Source organism: Thiofaba sp. EF100 (assembly GCF_039822285.1).
In the GTDB taxonomy this organism is placed as follows: Bacteria; Pseudomonadota; Gammaproteobacteria; order Halothiobacillales; family Halothiobacillaceae; genus Thiofaba.
Genome location: NZ_JBAJEY010000005.1, coordinates 95,363 through 109,092, shown reverse-complemented (window position 1 = coordinate 109,092; position 13,730 = coordinate 95,363). Strand labels below are relative to the sequence as shown.

Genomic DNA, 13,730 nt, shown 5'->3' with positions numbered 1-13,730 from the left:
CGGCGATTGTCAAGGACGCCCATCGCCACGTTCCCAACGGACTCCGCGGGTGTCCAGCTTCACCACCGCCACCCGAGGCGTGGCCGGGTGGGTGAGCACCAGGCGGCCTTCAGGCATCAGCAGGTCCTGCGGCAGGGCGAGCAGTACGGGGGCAAGCGCCGCCCGGGTGGGGGGCAGCGGCCGCGCCGCCGGGCCGGTCTCGAACACCATGCGGGTGCCGGGCGGCAGGGCACGGGGGCGGAACACCTCGTCATCGCTCAGCGGGCGGAACGCGGGCGGCTCGGCGGGGGCCGCAGGATCGGGCAGCTCACGGATCACGAATACATACCCCTCCCCGGTGAGCGCCAGCCCAAGGGTCTGGTCGCGCATCACCGCCTCTTCGCGCAGCAGGTTGAGCAGGGCCGTCAGCCTCTGGGCCTCCTCTTCCAGCGCCTCCCCCGCCCGGTCGCCCTTGAGCGAGAGGCTCACCATGGTCACCAGGATGGCGATGATGACCATCACCACCATCACTTCGATCAGGGTGAAGCCCGACGAGCCCCGTCGCATCAAAAGAGGGCAAACAGCAGGGTGAACAGGGCGACCGGGATCATGACCAGGGTGGCGACGACCGAGATACCCAGCAGGCCCAGAAACCCAGGCGTGAGCATGAAGCCGAGCAAGGCCAGGCCCTCGGCATGGTCGCGCAGTTCGCTGAGCGTGTAGTGCAGTTCCATGGCCGCCAGACGTGCGTTGCGCCCCTCGGCCTGGGCCCGAAGATGCGCCTGGAGCTGGTCGGCGGAACGGGAGAAGAGACTCGTGAGCTGGTTCAGACCCAGCACCACCAAGGTCAGCACTACGAGGGGCGTGGCGAGCAGCAGGGCGAGCACGACATCCAGCACCCCGCTCACCCCCTGGCCCACGGTCAGCCACAACAGCCAGCCGGTCACCGCCAGGCTGATCAGCCAGAAGATGCGCAGCAGGCGGGTGAACCGCGCGCCAAGGCCAGGCAGGGCAGACCCAGGGCGGGCGGTGAGCAGTTCGCCCTCCAGCGGGGTGTCGTCCTCGTCGGGACCGCGACGGGTGGGGAGCATCAGTTCAGTGCCCAGTTGCCAATGTCCGCTGCCGCGCCTGTGCCGCCGGGCTGGCCATCGGCGCCGAGGGAGTACAGGTCGAAGGCGCGCCCCTGGTCGCCCGGCGACATGTACATGTACGGACGCCCCCAAGGGTCCTGCGGCAGGCGGTCGAGATAGCCGCCCTGCTTCCACTTCGGCGGGAGGGGTTCGGTGGTCGGCGGCTGCACCAGGGCTTCCAGCCCTTGGTTGGTGGTCGGGTAACTGAAGTTGTCCAGCTTGTAGAGGTTCAGCGCCGCCTCCAGCGCGCGGATGTCCTGCTTGGCCTTGGTGATCCGCGCCTCGTCCGGGCGGTCCATGATCTTCGGCACCACGATGGCGGCGAGGATGGAGAGGATGACCACCACCACCATCACCTCGATCAGGGTAAAGCCCTGCTGGACAGGGCGGGTTCCCCCCTCACCCCCGGCCCCTCCCCCGCCAGGGGGGAGGGGGGGGAGCTTCCCGCGCCCTTGAGGGGAGAGCGGGTGACAGCTAGCAGCAGCGCGCATAAGGAACCTCATTTGACCAATTGGTTGAGCTCAAAGATGGGCAACAGGATAGCAAGGACAATCACCAGCACCACCCCGCCCATCAGCAGGATCAGCACCGGTTCGAACAACCCCAGCGCGGTGGCGATGATGGCCGACAGCTCGCCCTCCTGCTGCGCTGCGGCGCGCTCCAGCATCGGCCGCAGGCGGCCGGACTGCTCGCCGGAGGCAATGAGTTGGACGGTCATCGGCGGAAAGAGTTTGCTGTCCGCGAGCGCCGTGGCGATGCCCACCCCCTCGCGCACGCGCAGGGTGGCCTCCTCCACGGCTTCGCGCATGGGCACGTTGTCCATCACCGAGGCGGCGATGCGCATCGCCTCGAGGATGGGCACCCCGGCGGAGGCGAGGATGCCGAGCGTGCGGGCGAAGCGCGCGGTATTGACCCCGCGGATCAGCCGGCCGGCCAGCGGCAGGCGCAACAACAGATGATGCCAGCGGCGCTTGACGCTGGTGTGACGCAGGGCACGCCGGAAGGCGAGCGCGCCGGTGGCGAGTCCACCGAGCAGCCAGAGGCCGTAGTCGCGCAGGAAGCCGGACAGCGCCAGCAGGGCCTGGGTAAGCTCCGGAAGCTCCTGGCCGAGGTGCTCGAACACCTGGGTCACCTGTGGCACCACGTAGGTGAGCAGGCCCATCACCACCACCACCGCCATCAGGGTCAGCAGGCCCGGGTAGAACAGGGCGAGCTGGATCTTGCGGCGCAGGGCCTCGCGCGCCTCGGTGTAATCCGCCAGGCGCTCCAACACCGCGTCCAGGTGGCCGGACTCCTCCCCCGCCGCCACCGTGGCGCGGTAGAGCTCGGGAAACACGCGCGGGTACTCGGAGAGCGCAGCGGCCAGGGTATGCCCCTCCATCACCCGGGAGCGTGCTGCGTGGATCAGATTGCGGCTGGCCGCCTTCTCGCTCTGTCGTGCCACGCTGCCCAGCGCGGTCTCGATCGGCAGGCCGGCCTGCACCAGGGTGGCGAGCTGGCGGGTGATCAGCGCAAGCTCGCCTGCGCCGATCCGGCCCCTGATGCGGCCCAGGCCGCCCTTGCGGTCATAGGCCGCCACCTGGTCGGTGGTCTGCTCGACCGCGAGCGGGGTCAGGCCCTGTTCGCGCAGGGCTTGGCGCACCAGACGGGCCGAGTCTCCCTCCTGCACGCCCTTGCGGGTGCGGCCGGTGTCGTCGAGTGCGGTCCAGGAGAAGGCGGGCATGGCGGCCCCTTCAGACCCAGTCGCGTGGCTGGAGGAAGTGCTCGTACAGGCGCGCCTCGGGCGTGCCGGGCTCGGGCTGCCAGTTGTAGCGCCATTTCACCAGGGGCGGCAGGGACATGAGGATGGATTCGGTGCGCCCGCCCGACTGCAGGCCGAACAGGGTGCCGCGGTCGTAGACGAGATTGAACTCGACGTAGCGGCCGCGGCGGTAGAGCTGGAAGTCGCGCTCGCGCTCGCCGTATGCAGTGCCTTTGCGGCGCTCGACGATGGGCAGGTAGGCCGGGATGTAGTGGTCGCCCACGCTCTTCATGAAGGCGAAGCTCCGTTCGAAGCCGCCTTCGTTCAAATCGTCGAAGAACAGCCCGCCGATGCCGCGCGGCTCGTTGCGGTGTTTGAGGAAGAAATACTCGTCGCACCACTGTTTGTATTTGGGGTAGACGTCCGCGCCGAAGGGCTCGCAGGCGGCCTTGGCGGTCTGGTGCCAGTGGGTGCAGTCTTCGTCGAAGCCGTAGTAGGGGGTGAGGTCGAAGCCGCCGCCGAACCACCAAGTGGCTTGGGGCTTCTCCCCCTCTCCCCCGACCCCTCCCCCGCCGGGGGGGAGGGGGGATAAGGGGTGGGCGATAAAGAAGCGGACGTTGGCGTGGGAGGTGGGGATGTAGGGGTTTTTCGGGTGGATGACCAAGGACACGCCAAGCGCCTCGAACGGGCGGCCGGCAAGTTCAGGCCGGTGCGCGGTGGCGGAGGGCGGCAGGCGCGCGCCTTTCACGTGGGAGAAGTTGATTCCGGCCTGCTCGAACACGGCGCCTTCGGACAGCACCCGGGTGCGGCCGTCGCCCGCGAGGTGCCCGCCCTCGGGGCGGGTCCAGTCGTCGTGCAGGAATTTCGCTTCGCCGTCGGCGTGTTCGATGGCATCGCAGATGCGTTGTTGCAGGTCGAGGAGGTATTCGCGGACGGCGGCAACCGGGGTCATGTGGCTTTGTTCTCCTGGAAGAGGCCCGCAGGCAGGCCTTGGATGTCTCGGATGTGGATGTCGCGCTGCGGGAAGGGAATGGAGATGCCCTTCTCGCGCAGGGCGTACTCAATGGCGTAGTGGAGTTCGCTGATGGTGTCGGTGCGCTGTTCGGCGTCTGCGACGAAGGCGCGCAGGCGGAAGTTGAGTGCGCTGTCGCCAAAGCCCATGAACCAGACACCAGGGGGCGGGTCCTGGATCAGGCCAGGCACGCGGCTGGCGGCCTCGCGCAGGATCTGTTCCACTTCGCGCGGGTCGCTGCCGTAGGCCACGCCGACGTCCACCACCACCCGGGTGGAGGTGTCGGACAGGGTCCAGTTGGTGACCTGTTCGGTGATCAGCTTCTTGTTGGGGATGATGATCTCCTTGCGGTCGAAGTCTTCCAGCACCGTGGCGCGGATATGGATCTTCTTGATGTGTCCGGTCTTGTCGCCGATGCTGACCATGTCCCCCACCCGCACCGGGCGCTCGAACAGGATGATCAGGCCGGAGACGAAGTTGGCGAAGATCTCCTGCAGGCCGAAGCCGAGGCCCACGCCGAGCGCGGCGACCAGCCACTGCATCTGCGACCACTGCAGGCCGAGGCCGCCCAGAATCAGCATCAAGCCGACGGCAATGATGATGTAGCGGGTGATGGTGATCACCGCGTAGCGCGTGCCGGCGTCCTGCTGGGTCCAGCGTTCGAGGATGATCTCCATCAGGCCTGGCAGGTTGCGCGCCGCCACCCACATCGCCAGCAGCCAGAGGCCGGAGAGCAGGAGGTCGCCCAGGCTGACGCTGACCGTGACCGTCTCGCCCTTGATCTCGCCGCGGTAGCTCCACAGCACGATCTGCTCGAAGATGCCAAGGGCGGGCAGGATGGGGGCCCACACCGCATACAGCGCGAAGAGCAGGGCGATCGTCAGGCTGAAATTGAGCAGCTTGCGGCTCTGGCGGCTGATCTGCTCGACGTCCATGCCGTTCGAAGGCACGAGCAGGCCGTCCCCCTCGCCGCCGGTCTTGATCTGGGGGGGCGGTGCCTGCTCGCGCTGGAGCTGCAGCCGGTGCTTGACCAGGCGCAGGGCGCGCAGGCCGAAGTCGTACACCACCACCAGGCCGAGGGCGACCCACAGCGAAGTCACCAGTTTCTGGGTCAGGACGCCGGCGCTGTAGAAGTACCCCACTGCCGCCAGGGCGGCGAACAGGATCGGCAGCCCGATCCCAAGCGCGAACCACAGGGGGGCGAGACGTGCGCTCCAGTGACGGGCGTGGGTCATACGCCAGTAGAGCATCACGCCGCCACGCGGGTGAAGCAGGCGGCCGAACATCAGTGCCAGGCCGAACAGCGCGAGCATGAACGCCAGCCGGCCGGCACCGTCGCGCATGGCCTCCGTGTCCATGGCGATCGCCACCGCGGCGAGGAAGGCGAACGGCAGGACGCCGAAGATGAACAGGCGCATCGCCTGGCGCAGGGCATGAAGCGTCTGCGGGCTCCAGCCGAAGTGGCGCTCGGCCAGGCCGTTGGGGTGGAACAGGGCCAGTGCGGCGCGGGCGTAGAGCAGCAGCGGCGCGAGCATCGCCAGGGCCTGTCCGATGCCCTGGGCAAAGCCGCCGGGGGGGGCCCCGGTTTGCAGGCGCAGCCCCAGGAGCAGGGCTAGCAGCGGCCAGGGCAGGGCGTACAGGAACACCAGCGTGATGGCGCCCAACGTGGTCCACAGGGTCTCCGATGCCGGCCATCCCTGGCCGCCCCCCTGTGGGCCGGCTCCTGCGGAGCCCATCCCGATGCGTTCCTGAGCCGTCGATCCCGGCTGTTCGATGGTGCGGTCGGCGAGCAGGCGGATGCGGCGCCGCAGCTGGGGGCGCAGGGCAAGCAGGGCCAGGATCAGGGCGACGGTGGCCAGGTTGGTCACGGGCTGGGCGGAGAGTCCCCGGATGGCGTCGCGCAGGTCCCCCCAGGCGCGGCGCAGGTCGAACAGGGTGAGCAGCGATTTCTCATAGTCCGCCCAGGCGGTGCTCCACAGGGGACGAGCGTTGGGCATCCACAGCAGGTTCTGGGCGATGAAGTCGGAGAATTCGCGCACCACGCGGCGCTGGGATTCCAACGCGAACTCAAGGTCGTTGATCGCCAGCAGCAGCGGCGGCTTGATGGCGTCCAGGCGTTGCAGGATGTCCTCGCGCTCCCGGATCATGCGTTGGATGGTGGGTTCGAGCGCCGCCTGCTCCTCGGCCGGAACGTCGATCAGCAGCTGGCTGATCAGGGTCTGGGGGGCGGACAGGGCCGCCCGTGCGTTGGCGACGTCCAGGTCGAGCAGCTGGATGTCATTCACCAGGGCCCGGTTGTCCTTGATGCGGCGGGCCAGGGCGGCCTCGGTGGGGAGGCTGCTGCGCTTTTCCAGCAGCAGGTTGCCGATCACCGGGCCGAGACCGAGCTGATCGAGGCGCTGACGCAGGGTGGACATGTCCTGGCGCATCGCCTCGGTGCGGCGGGTGGTTTCGTCGCGCTGGCGGGTGATGTCGCTCAATTCCCGGGTCGTTTCCGCCAGGCGGTTCGCCCACTCGTGGTTGGCCTCGGCCAGGCGCTTGAGGGCGGGGTGGCTTTCGCTCACGGCGCTCTGGCCCGCGCTCTGGCGGGCCGCCTCGGCCTCGGCCAGGCGCTGTTCGTTGAGGGTCGTCTCGATCCGCTCGCGCCGCTTGCGCAGCTGCTCCAGCTCGTGCTGGGCCAGCAGCTGGCGGGCCTGGGCCAGTTGCAGGGCGAGCGGCTGGGTGGACTGCTCCAGCGCGAGGGCCTTGGACTCCGCCTCCATGGCTTGCTGGCGTATTTGGGCCAGCAGCTGGCTGGCGCGGGCCAGTAGCGGCGGTTCACCCTGCGCGGCGGGCGGAGGGAGGGGCGGGGGTGGTTGCAGGCTGGCTTGGCGCAGGGCCTGCCCGCGCAGCTCCGTCTCGGTGAGGGCGCGGTTGGCGGCTTCCATGCGCTCCTGCGCGGCTTGTTCGTCAGCGGCGGCCTGCTGGAGGAGGGCGGTGAGGCGCTCCGCCGACAGTCCAGCCAGCACGGGCATGGGGAAGTTATCGCGTGCCTTGGCGAGCACGCGCATCAGCTCATCGTTGCCGTTACGTTCGAGCTGTTTGGCGGCCATGACCCGCTCCTCGGCCTGCTGCAGGCGGGCCTGCTCGTGGCGGATCGCCTCCAGGCGGGCCCGCACCTTGTCGAGCAGGGCGGTGTCGGGAGCGGGGGCGGACTCCGCCGCCTTGAGTTCGCCTTCCAGTGCCGTAAGGGCGAGAGAGGATGATGTCGCCGTGGAGGGGGGCGCCGCGGCTGCAGCCCCGGCCAGGAACAGGAAGAGCAAGGCGATGAGGCGGAGGGCTGGCATGACTCAGTCCCGCAGCACGCGGCCGCTGTGGATGTCCAGGATGCGACTGGGACGGGCCCGACGATCCACCGGTCCGCTGAGGATGAATACGGCACGGGGGCCGAGCTTGCGGCGCACTTCGAGGGCGCTGCGCGCCGGCGCCTGAGCGGAGCGGTTGGCACTGGTGGAGACCAGCGCCCCGCCGAAGGCGTCGCACAGGGCGCGGGCGAGGGGATGGCCCGGCACGCGTACCGCCAGGGTGCGGTGCTCGCCACGCAAAAGCGGCGAGACCCAGGGCTGGGCCGGCCACAGCCAGGTGGTGGGCCCCGGCCAGTGGGCGTGGGCGCGCTCGACGCGTTCCGCATCGAGTGGGGCGAGGAAGGGTTCGAGCTGGACGGGGCGCGCGGCGATCAGGATCAGCCCCTTGTGCCACGGCCGGCGTTTGAGTTCGAGCAGCTTGCGCAGGGCCCGGTCATCGGTCGGATTGCAACCCAGCCCGTACACCGCCTCGGTCGGATAGGCCACGATCCCCCCCCTGCGCAGCCAGCGTGCGGCGAAGCGCAGGCGCCAGGGGGAGAGATATGGCCTGGAAGGGAGGCTCATGGGACGGGCTCGGTGCGGACCTCAGCTGTCCGTCTTTTTGCGTCGTGATGTCGGCTTGGCGGATTCGCCCGCCGCCGGGCTCTTGCGTGCACGGGGCTTGGCCGGCTTGGCCTCCTCCCCGGCGCCCGCCGCCTTGGACTTGCCGGCTGCGGTCTTGCCCTTGGTGGCGGCCCCCTGGCCGGTCGCGGCCTTGCGGCCGCGCGCCGGGGCCGCCTTGGCCTTGGCCAGCAGCTCCATGCAGTCGAGTTCGCTCAAGGACTTGGGATCCTTGTCCTTGGGGATGCGTGCGTTCTTCTCGCCGTCGGTGATGTAGGGCCCGTAGCGGCCATTCAGCACCTGGATGCCGGAGGCGAAGGTCTGGATGACGCGGTTGGCCTCGGCGAGCTGCTTGGCCTCGATCAGCTCCATGGCCCGCTCGAGGGTGACGGTGTAGGGGTCGTCGTCCTTCTTGAGCGAGACGTAGCTCTTGCCGTACTTCACGTACGGCCCGAAGCGGCCGATGTTGACCTGCACCTCCTCGCCCGTCGGCAGGGTGCCGAGGGTGCGCGGCAGGGTAAACAGGGCCAGCGCCTCGTCGAGGGTGATGGTGGCGATGCTCTGGCCGGGGCGCAGGGAGGCGAAGCGCGGCTTGTCCTCGTCCTCCTTGGTGCCGATCTGGGCGAACGGCCCGAAGCGGCCCAGGCGCACGGACACGGGCTTGCCGCTGACCGGGTCGAGGCCGAGCTCGCGCGCCTGGGCCACGTCCTGGCGGCTGACATTCTCGGCCACGTCCTTGACCCGTTCGATGAACGGTGACCAGAACGCCTCCATCACCGGCACCCAGTCCTCCTCGCCGCGGGAGATGGCGTCGAGGTCGTCTTCGAGCTTGGCGGTGAAGCCGTAGTCGACGTACTGGGTGAAGTGTTCGGTCAGGAAGCGGTTGACGATGCGCCCCACATCCGTCGGCTTGAAGCGGCGGTTCTCCAGGATCACGTACTCGCGATCCTGCAGGGTGGAGATGATGCTGGCGTAGGTGGACGGGCGGCCGATGCCGTATTCCTCCAGCGTCTTGACCAGGCTGGCCTCGGAGTAGCGCGGCGGCGGCTCGGTGAAGTGCTGCTCGGCGGCGATGTCGGCGAGCGGGATGCGATCCCCTTCCTCCATGGCGGGCAGGCGGCGCTCGTCATCCTCGCCGGTCGGCTCGTCCACATCCTCGCGGTAGACGCGCATGAAGCCGGGGTCGCGCACGGTGGAGCCGGTGGCGCGGAAGATTCCGGCATCCCCTGCGGCGAGGTCGACGCTCACGGTGTCCAGGGTGGCCGGGATCATCTGGCAGGCGATGGTGCGCTTCCAGATCATCTCGTACAGCCTGAACTGCTCGGGGGTGAGGAAGGGTTTGACCCGCTCCGGGGTGTTGAACGCGGAGGTCGGGCGGATCGCCTCGTGGGCCTCCTGCGCGTTCTTGGCGCGGGTCTTGTAGCGTGCCGGCTGGGCGGGCATCTGGTCGGCACCGAAGCGCTCGGCGATCAGGCCGCGGATCTCGCGCAGGGCGTCCTCGGCGAGGTTGACCGAGTCGGTACGCATGTAGGTGATCAGGCCCACGCTGCCCTGCTCGCCCAGGGCGATGCCCTCGTAGAGCTGCTGCGCGATGCGCATGGCACGGCTGGCGGAGAAGCCGAGCTTGCGCACGGCCTCCTGCTGCAGGGTGGAGGTGGTGAACGGCGGGGCGGGGTAGCGCTTGCGCTGCTTGCGCTCGACGCTCTGCACCACGAGCTCACCGCGGGCGGCCTTGAGCAGGCGCTCGCGCGCGGCCGTGGCCCCGCGCTCGTCGGTGATGGAGAACTGTTCGACCTTGGCCCCGTCGAGCTGCACGAGCTTGGCGCCGAAGGCTACCCCGCCATGCGCCAGGCGCGCCTCCAGGGTCCAGTATTCGCGCGCGATGAAGGCATCGATCTCCTCCTCGCGCTCGACGATCAGGCGCAGGGCCGGGCTCTGCACGCGGCCGGCGGAGAGGCCGGGCTGGATCTTGCGCCACAGGAGCGGGGAGAGGTTGAAGCCCACCAGATAGTCCAGCGCACGGCGGGCCTGCTGGGCATTGACCAGGTCCATGCTGATGTCGCGCGGATGGGCGATGGCCTCCTGCACCGCGCGCTGGGTGATCTCGTTGAAGGTCACGCGGTGCAGGGGCTTGGCGGCAAGTTCGGGGTCCTGGCGCACGATCTCGGCCAGGTGCCAGGCAATGGCCTCCCCCTCGCGGTCGGGGTCGGGGGCAAGGTACAGATCATCCGCGCGGGCCAGGTGCTTCCTGATCGCCTCGACGTGCTTGGCGTTGCGCTCGATGACCTCGTAACGCATGGCAAAGCCGTGCGCCGGATCCACGGCGCCCTCCTTGGGGATCAGGTCGCGGACATGGCCGTAGGAGGCCATGACCTCGAAGTCCTTGCCCAGGTATTTCTTGATGGTCTTGGCCTTGGCCGGCGACTCGACAACGACGAGGTGTTTGCTCATGACCGTTTAATGCAGGTATCCGGTGACGTTGTCATAGACCAGCTCTTCCATCCATGCATAGGCGATCTCCTCGCCGGGCTGGTTGAACAGCACCAGCAGGATCAGCCATTTGAGCCGCTCAAGGTCCATCTCGTCTTCCGGCAGGGCGAGCACGCGCTCGATCACCAGCTCGCGGTTGGCGGGGCTCAGGATGCCGACCCCTTCGAGGAACAGCAGGAAGCCGCGGCAGTCGGTATCCAGGCGCTCCATCTCCTCGGGGGTGTAGAGGCGGAGGCTGGGGGCGCGGGCGGCGTCGCCCGGCGCACGTTGCAGGGCGGGGGGCGGCAGGGCGCGGCGTTGCCACAGCGCGTCCAGCCAGCCGAATGCCTTGCCGATCTCGGCGCTGCTGAAGCCAGCCTCGACCAGGCGTGACTCGAGCGTGTCGCGGTCGGCGTCGAACGGCTGGCCGGGGTTGTCGGCCATGTAGTACTCGAACAGGTACATCAGGACGTCGAGGACGTTTTCTTTCATCAGGAAGTTCAGGATGTTGGCGGCAGGCGAACGTACAGCCCACCGGTTGCCGGGGCGATAAGGCCCTGCAGTTGGAGGATCAGCAGAATGGATGAAACCTCCGCCGCGGTCAATCCGCAGCGCTCGACCAGGTCATCGACGCTGACCGGGTCGAAGCCCATGGCCTCGAGCAGGCGGGCATGGTCGGCGGGAAGCTCGGGGGGCGCCGCCTCGGGGACGGCCGGCGGTGGGAGGGGGGCAAGCCTTGGGGCGAGTTCTTCGAGGATGTCGCTGCTCGAATCGACCAGCTTGGCGCCGCTGCGGATCAGGGTGTGACAGCCGCGGGCCATCGGGTTGTGGATGGAGCCGGGAATGGCAAAGACCTCGCGCCCGAGCTCCGCCGCCAGGCGGGCGGTGATCAGCGAGCCGCTCTTGATGGCGGCCTCGACCACCAGCGTTCCGAGGCCGAGGGCGGCGAGGAGGCGGTTGCGGCGCGGAAACTGGCCGGGACGCGGGGGGGTGCCGAGCGGCAGCTCGCTGATGATCAGCCCGCCGCCATCGACGATGGCGTGGGCGAGCTCGCGGTGCCGGGCCGGGTAGACGCGGTCCACCCCGGTGCCGACCGCGGCCAGGGTCAGGCCCTTCGCCTCCAGTGCGCCGCGATGCGCCTCGGCGTCGATGCCGAGCGCCAGGCCGCTGGCGATGGTGAGCCCGCGGCCGGCCAGGTCGCGGGCGAAGGCGCGGGCATTGAGCGCGCCGCCGGGGGAGGGGTGGCGGGTGCCGACGATGGTCAGCGTCGGCAGGCGCAAAAGATCGGGGTCGCCGAGGCCGAACAGTGCGGGTGGAGGGTCCGCAAGGTCGTGCAGGGCGGGCGGATAGCGTGGGTCATCGAGCGGAATGAGGTGGTGGCCGGGGTCGGCCAGCCAGTCCAGGGCCGACCCGATCCGGGGCTCGTCGGGCTGGCGCAGGGCCGCGCAGGTGGCCTCGCCAAGCCCCGCGGCCCGCCACAGGGCAGGGCCTTGCGCGAGGATGGCGAGCGGATCGGGGGCCTCCTCCCACAGCCGGGCAAAGGCGCGTGATCCGAGGACCGGGGCGTGCAGCAGGGTGAGCCAGGCGCGCTGGCGGGGCTCATCCTGGCCTCCCACCCTTCCGACGGCGCTGTTCGGCTCGTCCAACGGGCGGCCCGCTCCCTGAGCCATGCTGGATCGGCCAGCTTCAGCGGCAGGTGACCGCCGGGGCATCCGGTGAGCTGAAACACGCCCCTTCACGCACCGGTTCGCTCACCTCGCCGATGAGGGCGTAGCTTGCGCGTTCATAGACGAGGAACACCACGGCATCGCCCAGCACCTGATCTGGCAGGCGCACCTCGCGCACCGGGGCGGTGAAGAGGTCGCCCGCTGAGTCTCCGCCGCGCGGGTCGGGGATGGGCGTGGTATCCACCCGGGTGGTGCGCCCCGGCTTGTAGAGGCGAATGACGTTCCCTTGCACCATGCCGTCGACGCGGCCGCGGTCGATGGCCACCACCTGCCAGCGGGCGCTCGCCGTGGTGGTGTCCGGCAGGGAGATGACGTGGCCGCGGATGTCCGCCGCGGCCGGTGTGAGGCGGAGGTCCTGGGTCAGGGCTGCGGGCAGGGGCACGATGCGGTCGCCCTTGCGTGTCTCGCGCGGGGATTCGGTCAGCCGGAGCGTTGCGGTTTCACCGGCGGTCAGCACCCGCGCGATGCCGGCGGCCTCGGCCTCGTAGCCGAGCACCTCCTTGCTGTCCGGGTCGAGCAGCGGCTTGTGCGGACGCACCACGGCCATCGTCTCGCCGCTCTCCAGGTGGCCGCCATGGGCGTAGAGGGTGTCGCCGCGCCCCAGCACAAGGCGGCCGTCCGGCGATCCGACGACTTGCGGCGCGTTGTTCAGTTCGTAGGCCTCCACGACCTGGGGATAGGCGAGGAACGGGCGCAGGACCGCGAGCGGCAGGGTGGGGATGGCCTGCTCCTGCGGCAGGGGGCGTATGCGCGGCGAGAGCTTCTTGGTCAGCCGTGGCTGGCCCTTGATGCTGACGATGGTCAGCACATCGCCCGGGTAGATGCGGTGCGGGTTCTGCACCTGGGGGTTGTCGTACCAGATCTGCGGCCACGTCCACGGGTCGTTGAGGAATCGCTGGGCGAGGCCCCAGAGGGTGTCACCGCGCTTGACCGTGTAGCTTTGCGGGGCATCGGCGCGGAATGGCTGGGTGTTCACCCGGGGGGCGGGGGCCGGGGCGGCGTCCTGCAAGGGGGTGACCTTGGCGGCCTGGGGCTCTGCGCTTGCCGACGGTGCCTCGGGGGCACTGGCACAGGCGGCGAGCAGGGCAGGAAGGGCGATCAGGCTCAGGCGTAGTGCATTCCGGGGCATGGCGGTTCCATCGACGCAGGGAGAGTTTCCGAAGTTGATACCATAAAATAGGCGTTTTCGCGATGAAGAGTATCGGCTGAACCATGGCTCTGTTGCCCATTCTGGAGTATCCGCATCCCAACCTGCGCAAGGTCGCGCGGCGCGTGGAGCATTTCGACGATGAACTGCGCCGCCTGGTGGATGACATGTTTGAGACCATGTACGCGGCCCCCGGCATTGGCCTCGCTGCCACCCAGGTGGACGTCCACCGCAAGATCGCGGTGGTGGACGTGTCCGAGGGCAAGGACCAGCCGCTGGTGCTGATCAACGCCGAGATCCTCGAGGCTTCCGGGGTCGAGGAGATGGAGGAGGGGTGTCTGTCCATCCCGGGGCTGCACGAGAAGGTGGCGCGCAAGGAGCGGGTGCGCGTGCGTTACCAGGATCTCGACGGCGTCGAGCACGAGCTGGACACCGGCGGTCTGCTCGCGGTGTGCATCCAGCACGAGCTCGACCACCTCGAAGGGCGCCTGTTCATCGACCACCTCTCGCCGCTCAAGCGCGAGCGCGCATTGAAGAAATACGAAAAGCTGCGCAAACGCGAACGCGCCTGAGACCGGAGA

General features: G+C 69.2%; 12 protein-coding genes. 1 reads left to right on the top strand and 11 read right to left on the bottom strand.

Annotation, left to right across the window (positions count from 1 at the left end; translation table 11 throughout):
• Positions 1-9: 9 nt before the first annotated feature.
• Genes gspH through V6D91_RS09430 form a run of 11 tightly spaced genes read right to left on the bottom strand, consistent with a single transcriptional unit; the run spans position 10 to position 13,131 of the window.
• On the bottom strand, positions 10-546 hold the full coding sequence (gspH, locus tag V6D91_RS09480; RefSeq protein ID WP_347319916.1) for a type II secretion system minor pseudopilin GspH: 537 nt from the start codon (positions 544-546) through the stop codon (positions 10-12).
• Complete coding sequence (locus V6D91_RS09475; protein ID WP_347319915.1) at positions 546-1,070, bottom strand: hypothetical protein; 525 nt, start codon at positions 1,068-1,070, stop codon at positions 546-548. Before V6D91_RS09475 ends, gspH begins: the two co-directional genes overlap by 1 nt.
• Positions 1,070-1,600 (bottom strand): type II secretion system major pseudopilin GspG, encoded by a 531-nt coding sequence (gene gspG / locus V6D91_RS09470; protein WP_347319913.1) that lies wholly within the window; start codon positions 1,598-1,600, stop codon positions 1,070-1,072. The genes V6D91_RS09475 and gspG overlap by 1 nt, the downstream gene beginning before the upstream one ends.
• Before the next feature lie 8 nt (positions 1,601-1,608).
• Positions 1,609-2,832, bottom strand: a complete 1,224-nt coding sequence (gspF, locus tag V6D91_RS09465) for a type II secretion system inner membrane protein GspF (protein ID WP_347319911.1) — start codon at positions 2,830-2,832, stop codon at positions 1,609-1,611.
• Between the two features lie 10 nt (positions 2,833-2,842).
• Complete coding sequence (gene hemF / locus V6D91_RS09460; RefSeq protein ID WP_347319910.1) at positions 2,843-3,802, bottom strand: oxygen-dependent coproporphyrinogen oxidase; 960 nt, start codon at positions 3,800-3,802, stop codon at positions 2,843-2,845.
• Entirely contained in the window at positions 3,799-7,188 is a 3,390-nt protein-coding gene (locus V6D91_RS09455; RefSeq protein ID WP_347319909.1) for a mechanosensitive ion channel domain-containing protein, read from the bottom strand. Before V6D91_RS09455 ends, hemF begins: the two co-directional genes overlap by 4 nt.
• Before the next feature lie 3 nt (positions 7,189-7,191).
• Positions 7,192-7,770: a Sua5/YciO/YrdC/YwlC family protein gene (locus V6D91_RS09450; protein ID WP_347319908.1), complete on the bottom strand. Its 579-nt coding sequence runs from the start codon at positions 7,768-7,770 to the stop codon at positions 7,192-7,194.
• Positions 7,771-7,791: 21 nt separating this feature from the next.
• Positions 7,792-10,257, bottom strand: a complete 2,466-nt coding sequence (locus V6D91_RS09445) for a DNA topoisomerase I (RefSeq protein WP_347319907.1) — start codon at positions 10,255-10,257, stop codon at positions 7,792-7,794.
• A 6-nt stretch (positions 10,258-10,263) separates the two neighbouring features.
• The gene (locus V6D91_RS09440) at positions 10,264-10,767 is read right to left on the bottom strand and encodes a DUF494 domain-containing protein (RefSeq protein ID WP_347319905.1); all 504 of its coding nucleotides are present in this window, start codon (positions 10,765-10,767) and stop codon (positions 10,264-10,266) included.
• An 8-nt stretch (positions 10,768-10,775) separates the two neighbouring features.
• Positions 10,776-11,945: a DNA-processing protein DprA gene (gene dprA, locus V6D91_RS09435; RefSeq protein ID WP_347319903.1), complete on the bottom strand. Its 1,170-nt coding sequence runs from the start codon at positions 11,943-11,945 to the stop codon at positions 10,776-10,778.
• Positions 11,946-11,961: 16 nt separating this feature from the next.
• Entirely contained in the window at positions 11,962-13,131 is a 1,170-nt protein-coding gene (locus tag V6D91_RS09430; RefSeq protein WP_347319901.1) for a LysM peptidoglycan-binding domain-containing protein, read from the bottom strand.
• 83 nt (positions 13,132-13,214) lie between these two features.
• Here V6D91_RS09430 and def point away from each other — a divergent pair, with 83 nt between their 5' ends.
• The gene (gene def / locus V6D91_RS09425) at positions 13,215-13,721 is read left to right on the top strand and encodes a peptide deformylase (RefSeq protein WP_347319898.1); all 507 of its coding nucleotides are present in this window, start codon (positions 13,215-13,217) and stop codon (positions 13,719-13,721) included.
• Positions 13,722-13,730 lie beyond the last annotated feature (9 nt).

Bases quoted from the DNA above. Each gene is read 5' to 3' on its own strand.
- hemF (WP_347319910.1), bottom strand. From the start codon at position 3,802: ATGACCCCGGTTGCCGCCGTCCGCGAATACCTCCTCGACCTGCAACAA.
- V6D91_RS09450 (WP_347319908.1), bottom strand. From the start codon at position 7,770: ATGAGCCTCCCTTCCAGGCCATATCTCTCCCCCTGGCGCCTGCGCTTC.
- V6D91_RS09445 (WP_347319907.1), bottom strand. From the start codon at position 10,257: ATGAGCAAACACCTCGTCGTTGTCGAGTCGCCGGCCAAGGCCAAGACC.
- V6D91_RS09440 (WP_347319905.1), bottom strand. From the start codon at position 10,767: ATGAAAGAAAACGTCCTCGACGTCCTGATGTACCTGTTCGAGTACTAC.
- def (WP_347319898.1), top strand. From the start codon at position 13,215: ATGGCTCTGTTGCCCATTCTGGAGTATCCGCATCCCAACCTGCGCAAG.
- V6D91_RS09455 (WP_347319909.1), bottom strand. From the start codon at position 7,188: ATGCCAGCCCTCCGCCTCATCGCCTTGCTCTTCCTGTTCCTGGCCGGG.
- gspF (WP_347319911.1), bottom strand. From the start codon at position 2,832: ATGCCCGCCTTCTCCTGGACCGCACTCGACGACACCGGCCGCACCCGC.
- gspH (WP_347319916.1), bottom strand. From the start codon at position 546: ATGCGACGGGGCTCGTCGGGCTTCACCCTGATCGAAGTGATGGTGGTG.
- V6D91_RS09475 (WP_347319915.1), bottom strand. From the start codon at position 1,070: ATGCTCCCCACCCGTCGCGGTCCCGACGAGGACGACACCCCGCTGGAG.
- gspG (WP_347319913.1), bottom strand. From the start codon at position 1,600: ATGCGCGCTGCTGCTAGCTGTCACCCGCTCTCCCCTCAAGGGCGCGGG.
- V6D91_RS09430 (WP_347319901.1), bottom strand. From the start codon at position 13,131: ATGCCCCGGAATGCACTACGCCTGAGCCTGATCGCCCTTCCTGCCCTG.
- dprA (WP_347319903.1), bottom strand. From the start codon at position 11,945: ATGGCTCAGGGAGCGGGCCGCCCGTTGGACGAGCCGAACAGCGCCGTC.